The sequence below is a fragment of the Xylophilus sp. ASV27 genome (genome assembly GCF_016428875.1).
Taxonomy (GTDB): Bacteria; Pseudomonadota; Gammaproteobacteria; order Burkholderiales; family Burkholderiaceae_C; genus Xylophilus.
The window spans coordinates 79,851-94,588 of record NZ_JAELTO010000002.1 but is presented as its reverse complement, the minus strand read 5'-3'; the positions used below and the strand labels follow the sequence as shown (position 1 = coordinate 94,588).

At 69.7% G+C, this 14,738-nt stretch carries 14 protein-coding genes; 2 read left to right on the top strand and 12 right to left on the bottom strand.

Annotated elements, in window-relative coordinates:
* Positions 1-7: 7 nt before the first annotated feature.
* The 12 genes from JHD63_RS01030 to JHD63_RS00975 all read right to left on the bottom strand — a co-directional run bounded on the left by JHD63_RS01030 (position 8) and on the right by JHD63_RS00975 (position 12,591).
* Entirely contained in the window at positions 8-1,009 is a 1,002-nt protein-coding gene (locus JHD63_RS01030) for a Bug family tripartite tricarboxylate transporter substrate binding protein (RefSeq protein WP_233167473.1), read from the bottom strand.
* Positions 1,006-1,977 carry a VOC family protein gene (locus JHD63_RS01025; RefSeq protein WP_198968796.1) on the bottom strand — a complete coding sequence of 324 codons (972 nt, stop codon included), beginning with the start codon at positions 1,975-1,977 and terminating at the stop codon, positions 1,006-1,008. Before JHD63_RS01025 ends, JHD63_RS01030 begins: the two co-directional genes overlap by 4 nt.
* Before the next feature lie 178 nt (positions 1,978-2,155).
* Positions 2,156-3,634, bottom strand: a complete 1,479-nt coding sequence (locus JHD63_RS01020) for an aldehyde dehydrogenase (RefSeq protein ID WP_198968795.1) — start codon at positions 3,632-3,634, stop codon at positions 2,156-2,158.
* Positions 3,635-3,641: 7 nt separating this feature from the next.
* The gene (locus JHD63_RS01015; protein ID WP_198968794.1) at positions 3,642-4,430 is read right to left on the bottom strand and encodes an aspartate dehydrogenase; all 789 of its coding nucleotides are present in this window, start codon (positions 4,428-4,430) and stop codon (positions 3,642-3,644) included.
* Positions 4,431-4,441: 11 nt separating this feature from the next.
* The gene (locus tag JHD63_RS01010; protein ID WP_198968793.1) at positions 4,442-6,145 is read right to left on the bottom strand and encodes a thiamine pyrophosphate-binding protein; all 1,704 of its coding nucleotides are present in this window, start codon (positions 6,143-6,145) and stop codon (positions 4,442-4,444) included.
* A gap of 147 nt (positions 6,146-6,292) precedes the next feature.
* Positions 6,293-7,126 carry an SDR family oxidoreductase gene (locus JHD63_RS01005; RefSeq protein WP_198968792.1) on the bottom strand — a complete coding sequence of 278 codons (834 nt, stop codon included), beginning with the start codon at positions 7,124-7,126 and terminating at the stop codon, positions 6,293-6,295.
* Positions 7,127-7,131: 5 nt separating this feature from the next.
* Positions 7,132-7,965 (bottom strand): IclR family transcriptional regulator, encoded by an 834-nt coding sequence (locus JHD63_RS01000; RefSeq protein WP_198968791.1) that lies wholly within the window; start codon positions 7,963-7,965, stop codon positions 7,132-7,134.
* A gap of 39 nt (positions 7,966-8,004) precedes the next feature.
* Positions 8,005-8,877: an alpha/beta fold hydrolase gene (locus tag JHD63_RS00995; RefSeq protein ID WP_198968790.1), complete on the bottom strand. Its 873-nt coding sequence runs from the start codon at positions 8,875-8,877 to the stop codon at positions 8,005-8,007.
* A gap of 10 nt (positions 8,878-8,887) precedes the next feature.
* The gene (locus JHD63_RS00990; RefSeq protein WP_198968789.1) at positions 8,888-9,433 is read right to left on the bottom strand and encodes a cupin domain-containing protein; all 546 of its coding nucleotides are present in this window, start codon (positions 9,431-9,433) and stop codon (positions 8,888-8,890) included.
* A 24-nt stretch (positions 9,434-9,457) separates the two neighbouring features.
* Complete coding sequence (locus JHD63_RS00985) at positions 9,458-10,273, bottom strand: SDR family oxidoreductase (protein WP_198968788.1); 816 nt, start codon at positions 10,271-10,273, stop codon at positions 9,458-9,460.
* Positions 10,274-10,442: 169 nt separating this feature from the next.
* Complete coding sequence (locus JHD63_RS00980) at positions 10,443-11,429, bottom strand: Bug family tripartite tricarboxylate transporter substrate binding protein (RefSeq protein ID WP_198968787.1); 987 nt, start codon at positions 11,427-11,429, stop codon at positions 10,443-10,445.
* Between the two features lie 232 nt (positions 11,430-11,661).
* Positions 11,662-12,591 (bottom strand): LysR family transcriptional regulator, encoded by a 930-nt coding sequence (locus JHD63_RS00975; RefSeq protein ID WP_198968786.1) that lies wholly within the window; start codon positions 12,589-12,591, stop codon positions 11,662-11,664.
* Between the two features lie 120 nt (positions 12,592-12,711).
* Here JHD63_RS00975 and JHD63_RS00970 point away from each other — a divergent pair, with 120 nt between their 5' ends.
* Both JHD63_RS00970 and JHD63_RS00965 read left to right on the top strand, forming a co-directional pair.
* Positions 12,712-13,680 (top strand): Bug family tripartite tricarboxylate transporter substrate binding protein, encoded by a 969-nt coding sequence (locus tag JHD63_RS00970; protein ID WP_198968785.1) that lies wholly within the window; start codon positions 12,712-12,714, stop codon positions 13,678-13,680.
* A 5-nt stretch (positions 13,681-13,685) separates the two neighbouring features.
* Positions 13,686-14,732 (top strand): 4-hydroxythreonine-4-phosphate dehydrogenase PdxA, encoded by a 1,047-nt coding sequence (locus tag JHD63_RS00965; protein ID WP_198968784.1) that lies wholly within the window; start codon positions 13,686-13,688, stop codon positions 14,730-14,732.
* Positions 14,733-14,738 lie beyond the last annotated feature (6 nt).

The window sequence follows — 14,738 nt, the reverse complement described above, 5'->3', positions numbered from 1 at the left end:
ATGGTGCCTACTCGGCGACGATGTTGCGGGCCTTGATGATCCTGGCCCACACCGCCGTCTCGTCGCGGATGTAGGTGCTGAACTCGGCGGGCGTCATGGCCGCGTCGGTCATGCCCTGCACCTTGAGGCGTTCGCGCACCTCGGGCTGCGCGAGCACTTCCGCCGCGTCCTTGGCGAGCTGCTCGACCACCGCGGCCGGCGTGCCCTTGGGCGCCATCAGGCCGTACCACGAGGTCACGGTCACGCCCTGGATGCCCTGCTCTGCGAGCGTGGGGATGTCGGGTGCGGCGGCACTGCGCCTGGCTTCCGTCACGCCGATGGCGACCAGCTTGCCCTGCTTGAGGAACGGCAGCGTGGCGGGCAGGTTGCTGAACATCAGCGGCACCGCGCCGCCGAGCACGTCGTTGAGCGCCGGTGCCGTGCCCTTGTAGGGCACGTGCAGCAGGTCGATGCCGGCCTGCTGCTTGAACAGCTCGCCCGCCAGATGCAGGCCGCTGCCCACGCCCGGCGAGGCATAGGACAGCGTGCCCGGCCTGGCCTTGGCCATCGCCACCAGCTCCTGCGCGCTCTTGATGCCCGACGAGGGCGCGGCCACCAGCACGTTGGGCGCCTTGGCCAGCATGGTGACCGGCACGAAGTCGCGCTCGATGTCGAACGGGAAGTTGCGCATCAGCGTCGGATTGATCGTGAGGTTGCCGGCCGGCACCACCAGCAGCGTGTGGCCGTCGCCCTTGGCGCGCCGGACTTTGTCGATGCCGATGTTGCCGGCCGCGCCAACCAGGTTCTCGACCACGGCGGGCTGTCCGTAGCGCTTGGACAGTCCATCGGACAGCATGCGCGCCAGCGTGTCCACCGGTCCGCCGGGCGGGAAGGGCGAGACGATGGTGAAACGCTCGCTGGCCAGTTGCTTCTGGGCATCGCTCTGCGCATGTGCGGGCGCGCAGGCAATGGCCAGCGCGGCCAGGGCGGAGACGGCGTTACGGCGGTGCATGGTGCTTGGGCGATTCATTTCTTCTCGGTCAGGAAGGCAGCTTTCGGGCCTTCGGCGTTCTTCTGGCGGCGGGTGTTGCCGTCGAGGCCGCCATCGACCGCCCATTCCGCGAACACCGTCGGGCCGGGCTCGAACTCGCGCGGCTGCCAGTCGGCGGTGAGCTGGTCCTCGTCGGCGTAGTACTCGATCAGGCCGCCGGCCGGGTTCTTGAAGTACCAGAAGTAGGCCGAGGACACCGGGTGCCGGCCCGGGCCGAGCTGCGTTTCCCAGCCGCGGCGCGAGAAGTGCAGGCCGCCGCCGAAGACTTCATGGATGTCGCGCACCGTGAAGGCCACGTGGTTGAGCCCGCGCTTGCCCGAGGGAATCTGCAGCAGGAACAGGTCGTGGTGCCCGCCCTCGGCCGCGCAGCGCATGAAGGCGCCGCGGTTGGGGTAGCTGTCGGACGCGACGAAGCCCAAGCGCTGCGCATAGAACGCGCTCGTGGCCGCCACGTCGCTCACGAAGAACACGACATGGCCGACTTCGATCGGCGTGGCGCGCTCGTAGATCGGCGCGGCCTGGTTGACGCGCGGTTTGGCGTTCCAGGTGTTCATGGCGCCGCATTCGACCTCGACCGCGTGCTTGCGGCTGACCTGCAGGCGCACCGCGAGGCCGTTGGGGTCGATGCAGCCGATGCGGCGCGCGCCGTCTACGGTGGCGTCGAAGAAACCCGGCTCCTGGGCGATGGCAGCGGCATAGCGGTCCAGGTCGGCATCGCCGTCCACGCCCCAGACCACTTCGCGCAGCGTCGGGCCTTCTTCCATCGCGGGCGGCAGGCCGGGCTTGTCCAGCGCCGCGACCACCACCTTGCAGCCGTTGAGGCACTCGAAAACGAGTTCGTCCGCCGCTTGCGACTTGAGCGCGAGGCCCCAGTCTTCGAAGAAGCGGCGGCAGGTGGGCAGGTCGTCCGCGCCATAGGTGATCTGGTCGATGCCAAGTACGCTCATGTCAGTTTCTCGCCGTGGTGTTCATGGGGCTGTGGCCTTTTTCGCTCTTGGCGCTTGTTCGAGGCGCGTGCAGTCGGGGCGCGTGCACAGGGATTCGCGGAGCAGAGCACGCCGCAGGCGTGAGCGTGCCCTGAACGGCGGCGCTGAGAACCACACAGAAAATGGGTAGCAAGAAGCGTCATCCCAGCGCCCAAGGCAGAGGTTGTTCGTTCGTTCCCCAGTACATGCTCTTCTGCTCCATGTACTGGAAGATCCCTTCGCGGCCCTTCTCGCGGCCCAGGCCGCTGTCGCGCCAGCCGCCGAAGGGCGTGGACACCGAGAACTGCTTGTAGGTGTTGATCCAGACCGTGCCGGCCTGTACTGCGCGCCCGAGCTTCCAGGCGCGCTTGAAGTCTCGGCTCCAGATGCCGGCGGCCAGCGCGTAGACGCTGTCGTTGGCCTGCGCGATCAGCGACGCCTCGTCGTCGAAAGGCATGGCGACCAGCACCGGGCCGAAGATCTCTTCCTGGCTGATGCGCGCGCGGTTGTCCAGGCCTTCCAGAATGGTCGGCCGGTAGAAATAGCCGCGGTCATAGCCGGCGCCATGCGGGCGCACGCCGCCGGTGCGGATGCGGCCGCCTTCGGACACGCCAAGCTCCACGTAGCGCTCGATGCCCTCGCGGTGCCTGGCGGTGATCAGCGGGCCCATCTGCGTCTGCTCCGAGGCCGGGTCGCCCACGCGCAGCGCGTTGGCGCCATCGACCAGCCGTGTCAGGAACTCGTCGTAGAGACAGCGCGCCACGAACAGGCGCGAGCCGGCAATGCAGGATTCGCCCGAGGAGCTGAAGATGCCGTAGAGCACGCCGCTCACCGCATGGTCCAGGTCGGCATCCTCGAGCACCATGGTCGGCGACTTGCCGCCCAGTTCGAGCGACACCGGCATCATCTTGTCGGCCGCGATGTGGGCGATGTGCCGGCCGGTGGTGGTGCCGCCCGTGAAAGACACGCGCTTGACCAGCGGGTGCTGCGTGATCGCGTCGCCAATGACCGAGCCCTTGCCCGGCAGCACGCTGACCATGCCCCTGGGCACGCCCGCCTTCTCGCAGATGCGCGCCAGCTCCAGCGCCATCAGGGGCGTGACCTCGGCGGGCTTGACCACCACCGCGTTGCCCGCGGCCAGCGCGGGCGCGAGCTTCTGCGCCTCGCTGGCAATGGGCGAATTCCACGGCGTGATGGCGGCGACCACCCCCATGGGCTCGTGCACGCTCATGGTGACGAAGGCACCGCGCGAAGGGGTGATGGTTTCCTCCAGCGTTTCCAGCGCGGCCGCGAAGAACTGGAAGGTGCCGGCGGCGCTGGCGACGAGGTTGCGCGTCTCGGCGATCGGCTTGCCGTTGTCCAGGCGCTGCCTCTGCGCCAGCGACTCGCTTTCTTCGCGGATCAACTGCGCGACGCGGTTCAGCACCGCCGCGCGTTCGTGCGGCAGCTTCTGCGCCCAGCCGCTGGTGCGGAAGGCGTGGTCGGCGCGGGTGATGGCCTCGTCCACGTCGGCCAGGCTCGCCGCGCGCAGGCGCGCGATCGGCTCGCCGGTGGCGGGATAGAGGCTTTCGTAGACGTCGCCGCCACCCAGGCGCCATTCGCCGGCGACGCAGATCGGAAGGAGTTCGGAGGAGATCATGGAGGCCTCAGATGGCAAGGGCCGCAGCCCGGTTGCGCAGCGCGCGCACGGCGCTGTAGACGGTCAGCGCGGAGGTCTTGGGGTTGGCCGCGAGCGGCTTGTTGCGCATGCTCAGCGCGAAGCTGCCGAAAGCGCCTTCCGCTTCGACGGTGTGCACGTTCTCGGCCGTGGCCGGATCGGCGATCAGGCGCACCAGCGTCCGGTCGAGCCCGAGGCCGGCGAGCGAGACGGTGGCCGCGACGTTGGCGTTCTTGGGGTAGAGCCGGGCGGCTTCGCGCGCGCTGCCCTCGAAGATCACGCTGGCCTGCGTCAGCGCGCCGAGGTCGCGGCCCTGCTCGGCCGGCGTGCCCTTCCAGGCCTGCGGCGGCTTGCGGCCGGTGTAGCGCACGCTGTCCAGGCCGCCGAGCCGGGCGGCGGCCAGCGCGTCGATGGCGCCGATGGCGCCGGCGATCAGCTGCACCTGCGTCCTGCCGGCGAGGGCGGCGGCTTCTAGCTTGTCGGCGCATCCGCCGGCCGACAGCGCGCCGACCGAGGCGACGATGCAGGGCGTGCCGCGCGCCAGAGCCGGCAGCACGTGCTCCTCGATGGCCGCATGGCCCGCGGTCTCGAGCACCAGGTCGATGCCGCTCGCAGGCACGCTGCTTGCCACCTGCACTCCCGGCGCCAGCGCCTGCGCCGCGGCCACGCCTTCGGCCGGCACGACGATGGCCGTCACGGCCAGGCCTGCATCGCCCTTGAGCAGCTCGTATACCGAGCCGCCGATGGCGCCGAAGCCGATGAGTGCGACGCGCAGCATGCCGATGTCCTTCATTGCACCGATGCGGCGGACTCGCCGAGCGCCGGGATCTGGGTGACGGTGTTGGTCGGCGGGCCGGCGAAGGCGCTCTTGAAACCGCCGATGGCCAGCATGTCGATTTCGAGCAGGAACGGGCCGGGCTTGGCCAGCGCCTCGCCAAGCCTGGCCTTCAACTCGTCCAGGCGCTGCACCCGCGCATGCGGCAGCGCCAGCGAGGCGCAGAGCATGGCGTAGTCGGGCGTGTGCAGATCGGCATAGCAGCGGCGGCCGCCGTACTGCGCGTCCTGGATGTTCTTGATGACGCCGTAGCCCTTGTCGTTCATGAGCACGATCAGCATGTCGGCCTTTTCCTGCACCGCGGTCGCGAGTTCGCCCAGGTTCAGGATGAAGCCACCGTCGCCCGCCAGGCAGAAGGTCTTGCGGCCCGAGCCGGTCACCGCCGCGCCGATGGCCGCGCCAATGGCCATGGGCATGCCCTGGCCGATGCCGCCGCCGGTGGCGTGCACGCCGGCGCTGGGCTCGAAGATGCGCAGCTCGCGATTGCCCCAGGTGCTGTTGGACACGGTCACGTCGCGCACCCAGTTGAACCTGCGGCCGGCCGCGGCCTGCAGCTCCTTGACCAGCGCCGCGTAGGGGCCGAGGCCGTCGGTCAGCGAGGCGACTGCCTGCTCATGCGCGGCGCGCAGCTCGGTGAGCAGTGCCGGGTCGGCCTGGTAGTGGGCGGCCTCGAGGCGGTCGGCCAGCCCTTCGAGGGCGAGCGCGGAGTCGCCGCAGACGAACAGGTCGGTCACGTAGCCGCGGCCTTCGGCGGCGGCGTCCGCGTCGATGCGCAGCAGCGGGCGCGGCAGCTTCAGCTCGTACTTGAGCGTTTCGTTGCCGCGCAAGCGCGAGCCGACGACCAGCATCGCGTCGCAGCGCTGGTACAGCGCCTCGACCGGCTTGTGGATGTTGTAGGAGCCGAGCGAACCGGCATCGTCCTCGGGCACGGTGCCGCGGCCCTGCGTGGTCGTGACCACGCCGAAACCGAGCTTCTGCAGGCGCCGGATGGCCGCGCCGGCATGGCGTGCGCCGCCGCCGACCCACAGCATCGGGCGCCTGGCGGCCGACAGGCGCGCGGCCAGCGCATCGAGCGCCGCGGCCGAAGGCACCGGCCGCTCGATGGGCAGCGGCGACAGGTCGGCCGGCATGGTGGTCAGTGCCGACTGGATGTCGATCGGGATCTCCACGCTGACCGGGCCGGTCGGCGCGGTCAGTGCGAGCTGCACCGCGCGCTTGAGCGTGCCCAGCACCGTCTCGACGCTGCGCACGCGCAGGGCCGCCTTCGACACCGCCTTGAGCATGGTGAGCTGGTCGGGCGCCTCGTGGATGTAGGACATGCCCTTGTCCAAGTACGGCGTCTCGATCTGCCCGGTGATGTGCAGCAGAGGCGCGCCGGCGGTCAGCGCCTCGACCATGCTGCCGGCGATGTTGCCGGCCGCCGGGCCGGTGCTCGTGAGGCACACGCCCAGGCTGGCGGTGGAGCGCGCATAGGCGTCGGCCATGTTGCCGGCGCCGGCTTCGCCGCGCGCGGGCACGAAGCGGATCGCGCCGCGCTGCGCGAAGGCGTCCAGGATCGGCATGTTGTGGATCGAGATCACGCCGAAGGCCGCCTTGACGCCGCACTGTTCGAGGAAGGCTGCGACGACTGCGCCGACCGTGACTTGCTTGGTTTTCATCTCAGATGTCCCTGGAACTTGATTGAATGACGGATACCGGCGCTGCCAAGGCGCGAAACACCGCGGAACCGGCGTTGCCGGGCCGCTGGTGCTGCCCCCTTGAAGGGGTGCGGAAGCCACACCAAGTGGGCAAGGCTGGGAGTGCGCTCATGCATGGCGAGAGAGGCCTCCGGAAATGTCGATGTGACTGCCCGTCGTATACGACGCGAGGGGCGACGCGAGGAAGAGAATCGCGCGCGCGGCTTCGGCCGGAAGCCCCAGGCGACCCAGCGGGATGTGCTTGTTCTGCGCGAGCTGGCCGCTCCAGGCGGACCAGTCCTGCGACATGTCATCGCGCGCCTCGAAGCGGCGGCGCCACTGGCCCGACTCGACCAGGCCGATCAGGATGCCGTTGACCCGCACGCCCTGCGGTGCGAACTCGGTGGCCATCGAGCGCACCAGGTTCAGCAGGCCGGCGCGCGCGGCCGAGGTGGCGACCATGTGCGGCTCGGGCTGGCGCGCCAGCAGCGAGTTGGCGCAGACGATGGACGCATCGCCCAGCACCGCGCGCTGCGCCGCGAGCTGCGGCAGGAAGGCGCGCGTGGGGTGGATGACGGAGAAGAATTTCAGGTTCAGCTCCTCGGTCCAGGCCGCGTCCCCGGTGTTGGCGAATGTGGAGACGCGCCCCTGTCCCGCGTTGTTGACCAGCATCGAGGCGGGCCCGAGCGCGGCCTCGCTGGCCGCGGCAAAGGCCCTGACCGAGGCGCCGTCGAGCACGTCGCAGGCTTGTGCGAAGAGCTTCGCGTCGGGGAACTGCCCGCGCAATCCGGCCACCGCGCGGCCGAGCCGCCCGGCGTCGCGCCCGCACAGGGCCACGGCGGCGCCGCAGCCGAGCAGCAGCTCGACGGTCGCCAGCCCAATGCCCGAGGAGCCGCCCGTGACCACGGCCACGCGCCCGGCCAGTGCATCGGCGGCGAAAAAGGAGGTCGCCTGTGTCGTCATGGCATTCACGCGCCGCGCAGCGGAACCACCTTGCTGGCACGCGCGGGGGAGTAGTTCAGGAGGCCCGAGATTTCATCGGCCGTGCTGCGCACGCGCTGCACCATCTCGTCCATGCGGCTCTCCTCGATGTGGCCCGAGGTGATGGTCACGCCCAGGGCGGCGACGATGTGGCCGCTGTGGTCGCGCACCGGCGCGGCGATGGTGGAGATGTGGGCCTCGAAGAAGCCTTCGCCCAGCACGTAGCCGCGCGTGCGGTCGGCCTGCACCATGTCGAAGAGCTGGTTCACGGTCTTGGGCGTGCTCGGCGAGAAGGTCTCGAGCCTGTCCTCGGGGTAGAGCGCGCGCAGTTGCGGCAGCGTCAGGTCTTCGAGCAGCACGCGGCCGAGCACCGTGGCATGGGCCGGCAGGCGCGTGCCCACGGTGACCGCGCTGGCGAACGGCGTGGGCGGCGCGACCTTGGCGACGTAGACGATCGAGCGGCCGTCGCGCACCACCAGGTTGCAGGGCGTGCGCAGCTCATCGCACAGGCGCTGGAGCAGCGGCGTGCCGAGCTGCGTCAGCTCCAGCGAAGCGAGGTATTCGAAGCCCAGGCGCAGCACCGCAAGGCCCAGGCGGTAGTCGCGCCCGCCTTCGGCGCGTTCCAGGAAGCCCATGTTCTCCAGCGTGGTGAGCAGGCGGAACACGGTGGAGCGCGGCAGGTCGAAGCGGCGCGCCAGCTCGGGCGCGGAAAGGCTGCGGTTCTCGCGGTTAAATTCGCACAGCATGCGCAGGCCGCGCTCGAGCGCGGGCACGTTGTAGCGGTCGGCGCCCTTGTCCATATCTTCGTTGTCGTTGGCCATGGTCGTTGCTTGTTTCCGTTGGTGGTTCCGGTGGCCCCGTCAGGCGGCGAGTGCCTCGCGCAGCAGCGTGGAGACGGCCTGCGGCTGTTCCACGTAGCTGGCGTGCCCCGCGCCTTCGATGGGTTCGAGTGCCACCCCGCACTGGCGCGCGACTTCGGCGCAGGCCTGCGGCGGGGTGACGACGTCGAGCGTGCCACAGGCCACGCGCACCGGCATGGCGGGCGGCAGGTCGGCCAGGAGATTTCCGTTGCACAGCAGCTCGATGGCCTGGCGGTAGCCGTGTTCGTTGAGCCGCGCCATGTTCCAGCGCACCCATTGGCGCGCGGATGCGCTGGCCGTGTCGGACACGAGGCGGCCGGAGCGATGCGCGGCCATGCCGGCGATGCCGAGTGCATCGAGCGTGGCGAGGCGCTCGGTGCGTACCCTGGCGCGGGCTTCGGCGCGCGACGGCGCGCCATAGCCGGCGGCGGGACTGATCAGCACGAGGCGGCGGATGCGCGAGGCCAGCGCCGAACCGCCGCGCGCGGCGGCCGCCGCGGCGAGTGCGCCGAGCGAATGGCCGACCAGCACGCAGGACGGGATTTCGAGCGCATCGAGCACGGCATGCAGCCGCCGCGCGTAGTCCGCCGCGCCGGGCGCGGCAGGCGCCAGCGGTGTCGATGCACCGTATCCCGGCGCGTCCCAGGCGATGAGGCGGGCCTGCGGTGCGAGCGTCAGCGCAACCTGGAGCCACGAGGCCGCCCCGGAGCCGATGCCGTGCAGGCAGACGATGGCCGGCCCTTGCCCGTGTTCGCGCACCGACACCACCGCGCCGCCGCCGACCGGCACCGAGCGGGCCGGGAAGCGGGCGTCGAGCAGCGCCAGCTCCGAAGCCGGCAGCGTCAGTGCGTCGGTGGCAAGTGCTTCCTGCATGGCGGGCCTGTCAGCGCTTGATCTTGGCGAGCGGGTGATCGGCGGGGTAGGTCGGCGTGACCGGCTTCTTGGCGCCCAGCATCACGCACATCAGCGCGTCTTCGTCGCCGATGTTGATCTCTTCGCGGTAGACGCCCGGGGGCACCGAGATCAGGTCGCGGTCGGTCATGATGGTCTCGAAGCGCTCGCCGTCCTTCTCGATGATCACCTTGAGCTTGCCGCGGATCAGGAAGAACACTTCCTCCACGTCGGTGTGCAGGTGCGGCGGGCCTTCATGGCCGGCCGGGATCACCATGGTCGAGAAGGTGAAGTGCTCGGCCGGCACGGTGTTGGCGTCCTTGGCCACGCCGGTGCCGCCGGTGCCCACGTAGCGCATCTGCGCGCGGCGGTACTTGGGGTCGAAGTCGGCCTGGAACTTCAGCGCGTCCCAGTCGTACTTGCGGGTGGCGTAGCGCGCGATGCGGGTGTTCATCCAATCGGCAAGGCTGCTGCCCGCGGGCTGCTGCCAGCTCGGCGCTTCGGCGTTGATGTTGGTTTGTTCGGACAGATCGCTCATGGGGTCACTCCTTGGTCGGAAAAATCAGTTCATCACGAAGCCGCCGTTGACGGCCAACACCTGGCCGGTCACGAAACGCGAAAGGCCGGACAGCAGGTACAGCGCGGCGCCGCACACGTCGGCGGCCTGCTGCTCGCGCGGGATGGCGCGGCCTTCGAGGTACTTCTGGTGGCGCGCCAGCGGCACGTACTCGGTGGCCTCGACCAGCGTGAGGCCCGGCGCCACGGCGTTGACCGTGATCTGGTCGCCGCCCCATTCGCGCGCCAGCGAGCGCGTCATGGAGATGACAGCGCCCTTGCTGGAGGCATAGGCCAGCAGCTTGGGCGCGCCCCAGAGCGCGGTGTCGGAGGCCAGGTTGACGACCGCGCCACGGCCGCTTGCCGCAAGCGCGGCATGGCAGGCGCGGCCCATGAGCCATGTGCCGCGCACGTTGACGTTCATCACGCGATCCCACAGGTCGACGTCGAGCTGGTGCGCGTCGCGGCCGCCCGAGTTGGTGATGGCGGCGTTGTTGACCAGGCCGTCGAGGCCGCCGAGCAGGCGGATCGCCTCGCCCGCGCAGGCCTCGATGGCCGCGGGGTCCGCCAGGTCGACGCCGAGCGCATGCGCCGCGTGGCCGGCGGCACGCAGCGCCTCGGCCTCGGACTCGGCCAGCTCGCCCAGGATGTCGGCTAGCACCACGCGCGCGCCCGCGGCGGCGATGCACTGCGCAAAGGCCAGGCCCAGGCCGCGCGCGCCGCCGGTCACCAGGACGCGGCGGCCCGCGAGCAGCCCGGAGGGCAGTTCGGCCAGCAGGACCTGCAGGCTCGAGGGATCGGCAGTGGCTGTGAGTTCGGACATGGAGTGCTCAGTGTTCAGTTCTTACGGCGCTCACGCGTCGCCACCGCACACGAATCCGGGGCGGCCATGCGCAGGCGTCCGCGGAGCCGGCTTTGCCGGGCCGCAGGATGTGTCCCCTCGCGGGGGGGGGGGCGAAGACGCGAAGCGCGTAGCCTGGGGGTGCTTCATTTCAGTCTGCCTGGATGCCGAGGTCCTGGATGACCTTGCCGAAGCGGGTGAAGTCGGCCGCGTTGGTCTTGGCGAGCACGTCGGCAGCGCCGCCCACGGGCTCGGTGCCGAGCACCGCCATGCGCGCGACGATGTCGGGCATCTTGAGGATCTCGTTGAAATGGCCGTTGAGCGTCTTCACGATCTCCTGCGGCAGGTTGCGCGGACCAAAAAGGCCGTGCCATGCCGTCACCTCGACGTCCTTGTAGCCCAGTTCGGCGAACGTCGGCACCTTGGGCGCGAGCGGCGAGCGCTCGCGGGAAGCCACGGCCAGCGGCAGCAGCTTGCCGCTGGCGAGATAGGGCTCCACCGGGCCGAGGGTGATGAAGGTCAGCGGCACGTGGCCGCCCAGCACGTCGTTGACGGCGGGCGCCACGCCTTTGTACGGAATGTGCACGAGCTTGGTGCCCGAGGCGCGGGCGAACATCTCGCCCAGGATGTGCATCGGCGAGCCGCTGCCCGGGCTGGCATAGGACAGCGACTTGCCGGCGCCCCGGGCGGCGCCGACGGCGTCCTTCAGGCTGGCAAGGCCACCGCCGCTGCCCGCCACGAGGAACAGCGGCAGGCTTCCGGTCTGCACGATCGGCGTGAAGCCGTTGAGCACGTCGTAGCCCGAGGTGCCTTGGGTCTTCAACACCAGTTGCGCGATCGAGAAGGTGCTGGGCGCGAGCAGCAGCGTGTAGCCATCGGGCGCGGCCTTCGACACGAAGCTGCTGCCGATGATGCCGCTGGCGCCCGGCCGGTTTTCGACCACCACCGGTTGTCCCACGCGCGCCGACAGCTTTTCGGCAAACACCCGCGCCAGCGCATCGGTGTCGCCACCGGCCGGGTAGGCGACGACCAGCGTGATCGGCTTGCTCGGGTAGCTGTCGGCCCAGGCAAGTCCGGCGGCGCAGCTTGCGGCCACGGAAATGGCAGCGGCGATGGCATGGCGGCGGGTGAGTTTCATCGGGGTTCCTAAGGTCTGGTTTGTTTCACTAAAGAGACATTGATTGATTAATGGAACGTGACGAAGAATACCGGGCAAGAGGAATTCTTCGCTAGGTGAAAACCCTAGGGTTTGCAGACCAACGACAACGGGGCGGGCCTTTCGGACCGCCCCGTCACAGGCTGCATCTGGCTGATTGCTATTAAATATGTAGCAATAAGCCCAGGTTATTCCTGGGTTTCAGGCCTTTTCTCTATTGAACGGGTGTGTGCAGCAGTTCCAGGAAATGCTGCAGCGCCGCCGAGGCCGGCCGGTCGCGCCGCACGATGCTGCCGTAGGCGGCCAGCCGGTGGCGCATGGCGTAGGGGAGTATGCGCAGCAGGCCATGCTGCTCGTAGCGCCCGGCGATGGAGGCCGGTATCACGGCGATCATCTCGGTGCGCGCGATCAGGTTGGTGGTGGTCAGGATGGAGGCGGTCTCGACCAGTCCGGGCGGCAGCGGGGTGTGCCGGGCGGTGAATTCCTGCTCGATCACGTCGCGCATCGGGCTGCCGGCGGGCTGCAGGATCCACGGAAAGCTCTGCATGTCGGCAAAGCGCACGGTCTTGCGCTGCGCCAGCGGGTGATCCTGCGCCACCACCACCGACAGCGCCTCGTCGCCGATCGGACGGAACGTGCAGTCGCCCCCGGTGCGCCCCGGCATGCGGCCGATGACGAGGTCGAGCGCGCCTTCGCGCAGCAGTTCCATGAGGCGGTCGCTGGTGCCCACCGCGATTTCCACCGTGAGCAGCGGGTAGCGCGTCTTCAGGCGCACCAGGGCGTTGGTCAGGTCTTCCGGCGACGCCGCCATGATGCTGCCGATGAACAGCTTGCCGGCGCTGCCCAGGCGCAGTTCCTGCAGCTCGCGCCGCATGGTCTCCAGCCCGCCGCGCATGCCGCGGAAATGCTGGGTCACGCAGATGCCCGCCGGGTTCAGGCGCAGCCCGCGCCCGACCCGGTCGAACAGCCGGTTGCCCAGCGTTTCTTCCAGCTCGTGGAGCATCTTGGTGGCCGCGGGCTGGGTCATGCCGACTTCGGCCGCGGCGGCGCGCAGCGTGCCGCGGTCTTCTATGGCCAGCAGCAGCGCCACCTGGCGCATGCGCATGCGGTTGAGCAACTGGGGCACGGCGTCGGTATGGGACATGGTGGCGGCGAGCGATAGCCTACAGATATCAATAGATCAGAGAAAGTCATTTTACGGAAATCAATCATCTCTCTACGATGCGCTCCGACACGTGCACCAACGCACATTCAGGAGACAAAGATGATTCGTCGTTCCGCCATGGCGGCCATGGCGTTCGCCATGCTCGCCCCGCTGGGAGCGCTGGCGCAGCCGGGTGACTGGCCCACGCGCAATGTGCGCATCCTGGTCGGTTCGGCCCCCGGCGGCGGCACCGACGCCATGGCGCGCGCCGTGGCCGACCGGCTCGGGCCGCTGCTCAAGCAGCCGGTGATCGTGGAGAACCGCCCTGGCGTCTCCAACACGCTCGCCGCCGATGCCACGGCCAAGGCCACCGACGGCCACACCATGGTGATGGGCGTGGTCACGGCGCATGCGATCGCGCCGCACCTGCTCAAGCTCAACTACGACGGCAACCGCGATCTGGTGCCGGTGGACTTCGTCGGTGCCGTGCCCAATGTGCTGGTGGTCACCGGCGGCCTGCCGGCCGACTCGGTGCAGGCGCTGGTGGCGCTGGCGAAGAAGGAGCCCGGCAAGATCAACTACGCCAGCAGCGGCGCGGGCAGCACGCAGCACATCGCGGCCGAGATGTTCAGGGACGCGGCCGGCATCGACATCGTCCACGTGCCCTACAAGGGCAGCAGCGCCGCGCTGGTGGACCTGGTCGGCGGCCAGGTGCAGATGAGCTTCGACACCATGCCCTCGGTCATCGGCCAGATCAAGAACGGCAAGATCCGCGCGCTGGCGGTCACCAGCCCCAAGCGCAACCCGCAACTGCCCAACGTACCCACCATGGCCGAGGCCGGCCTGCCGGCGGTGGAGGTGAGCGCCTGGTACGGCATCTACATGCCGGCGTCCACGCCCAAGGCGGTGCAGGACAGGGTGCATGACGAGGTCAACAAGGTGCTCGCCATGCCCGAGACCAGGACGCGCCTGGAGGCCGTGGGCGCCGAGATCACGCCGACGTCGCAGGCGCAGTTCATCGCCTTCCAGAACGCGGAGTACAAGCGCTACGGCGACATCATTCGCAAGAACCAGATCCGCATCGACTAGAACCCATGAGCATGCAAGACAAACCCGTGGTGGCCCTGACGCTGGGCGACCCCGCCGGCATCGGCGCCGAACTGATCGCGCGCCTGCTGGCCAGGCCCGAGGCCGCGCAGCGCGCCAACATCGTGCTGGTGGGCGACCGCTGGCTGTGGGAGGAAGGCCAGCAGATCGCCGGGCTGAACGTCGCGACCGACGCCATAGCCTCCCTCGCGGCGGTGCGCGGGCGCGCCAGCAGCGCGCGCCCGGCCTTCCTGCCCATGGACACCGTGGCGCAGGCCGAGGTGCACCGCAGCCGCGCCGAGGCGCCCGGTGGCCGATCGGTGCTCAAGGTGCTCGACCGCTGCATGGACGCGGCCTTGGCCGGCGAGATCGACGCCATCTGCTTCGCCCCGCTGAACAAGCAGGCGATGAAGATCGGCGGCATGCGGCACGAGGACGAGCTGCACCACTTCGCCGACTACCTGGGCGTGAACGGCTACTTCTGCGAGTTCAACACCCTGGGGGATCTGTGGACCTCGCGCATCTCCTCGCATGTGCCGCTGAAGGACGTGGCGAGCTACCTGAGCGTGGAGCGCATCGGCCAGGCGGCCGAGCTGATCTACCGCTCGCTGCTGGCCAGCGGCGTGGCCGCGCCCAAGGTGGCGGTGGCGGCCTTCAACCCGCACGGCGGCGACGGCGGCGTCTGCGGGCGCGAAGAGATCGACATCATCGCGCCGGCCGTCAAGGCGCTGCGGGCGCGCAGTTGGCCGACCGACGCGCCTTTCCACGGCCCATTCCCGGCCGACACCATCTTCCTGAAGGCGCAGGCGGGCGAGTATCAGGCCGTCGTCACCATGTACCACGACCAGGGCCAGATCGCCATCAAGCTGCTGGGCTTCAGCCGCGGCGTGACGGTGCAGGGTGGGCTGCCGATTCCCATCACCACGCCGGCCCACGGCACCGCCTACGACATCGCGGGCCAGGGCAGGGCGAGTGTCGAAGCCACTTGGCAGGCCTTCCAGATCGCCTGCCGCATGGGACGCGCGCATCGCGCCACGGCGGCTGCAGCCGCCTGATTTCTC

What these genes read in the sequence shown, in the direction of transcription:
- JHD63_RS01000 (WP_198968791.1), bottom strand. Translation starts at nt 7,965, where the DNA reads ATGGCCAACGACAACGAAGATATGGACAAGGGCGCCGACCGCTACAAC.
- JHD63_RS00975 (WP_198968786.1), bottom strand. Translation starts at nt 12,591, where the DNA reads ATGTCCCATACCGACGCCGTGCCCCAGTTGCTCAACCGCATGCGCATG.
- JHD63_RS01005 (WP_198968792.1), bottom strand. Translation starts at nt 7,126, where the DNA reads ATGACGACACAGGCGACCTCCTTTTTCGCCGCCGATGCACTGGCCGGG.
- JHD63_RS01030 (WP_233167473.1), bottom strand. Translation starts at nt 1,009, where the DNA reads ATGAATCGCCCAAGCACCATGCACCGCCGTAACGCCGTCTCCGCCCTG.
- JHD63_RS00995 (WP_198968790.1), bottom strand. Translation starts at nt 8,877, where the DNA reads ATGCAGGAAGCACTTGCCACCGACGCACTGACGCTGCCGGCTTCGGAG.
- JHD63_RS00980 (WP_198968787.1), bottom strand. Translation starts at nt 11,429, where the DNA reads ATGAAACTCACCCGCCGCCATGCCATCGCCGCTGCCATTTCCGTGGCC.
- JHD63_RS00970 (WP_198968785.1), top strand. Translation starts at nt 12,712, where the DNA reads ATGATTCGTCGTTCCGCCATGGCGGCCATGGCGTTCGCCATGCTCGCC.
- JHD63_RS00990 (WP_198968789.1), bottom strand. Translation starts at nt 9,433, where the DNA reads ATGAGCGATCTGTCCGAACAAACCAACATCAACGCCGAAGCGCCGAGC.
- JHD63_RS00965 (WP_198968784.1), top strand. Translation starts at nt 13,686, where the DNA reads ATGAGCATGCAAGACAAACCCGTGGTGGCCCTGACGCTGGGCGACCCC.
- JHD63_RS01020 (WP_198968795.1), bottom strand. Translation starts at nt 3,634, where the DNA reads ATGATCTCCTCCGAACTCCTTCCGATCTGCGTCGCCGGCGAATGGCGC.
- JHD63_RS00985 (WP_198968788.1), bottom strand. Translation starts at nt 10,273, where the DNA reads ATGTCCGAACTCACAGCCACTGCCGATCCCTCGAGCCTGCAGGTCCTG.
- JHD63_RS01010 (WP_198968793.1), bottom strand. Translation starts at nt 6,145, where the DNA reads ATGAAAACCAAGCAAGTCACGGTCGGCGCAGTCGTCGCAGCCTTCCTC.
- JHD63_RS01015 (WP_198968794.1), bottom strand. Translation starts at nt 4,430, where the DNA reads ATGCTGCGCGTCGCACTCATCGGCTTCGGCGCCATCGGCGGCTCGGTA.
- JHD63_RS01025 (WP_198968796.1), bottom strand. Translation starts at nt 1,977, where the DNA reads ATGAGCGTACTTGGCATCGACCAGATCACCTATGGCGCGGACGACCTG.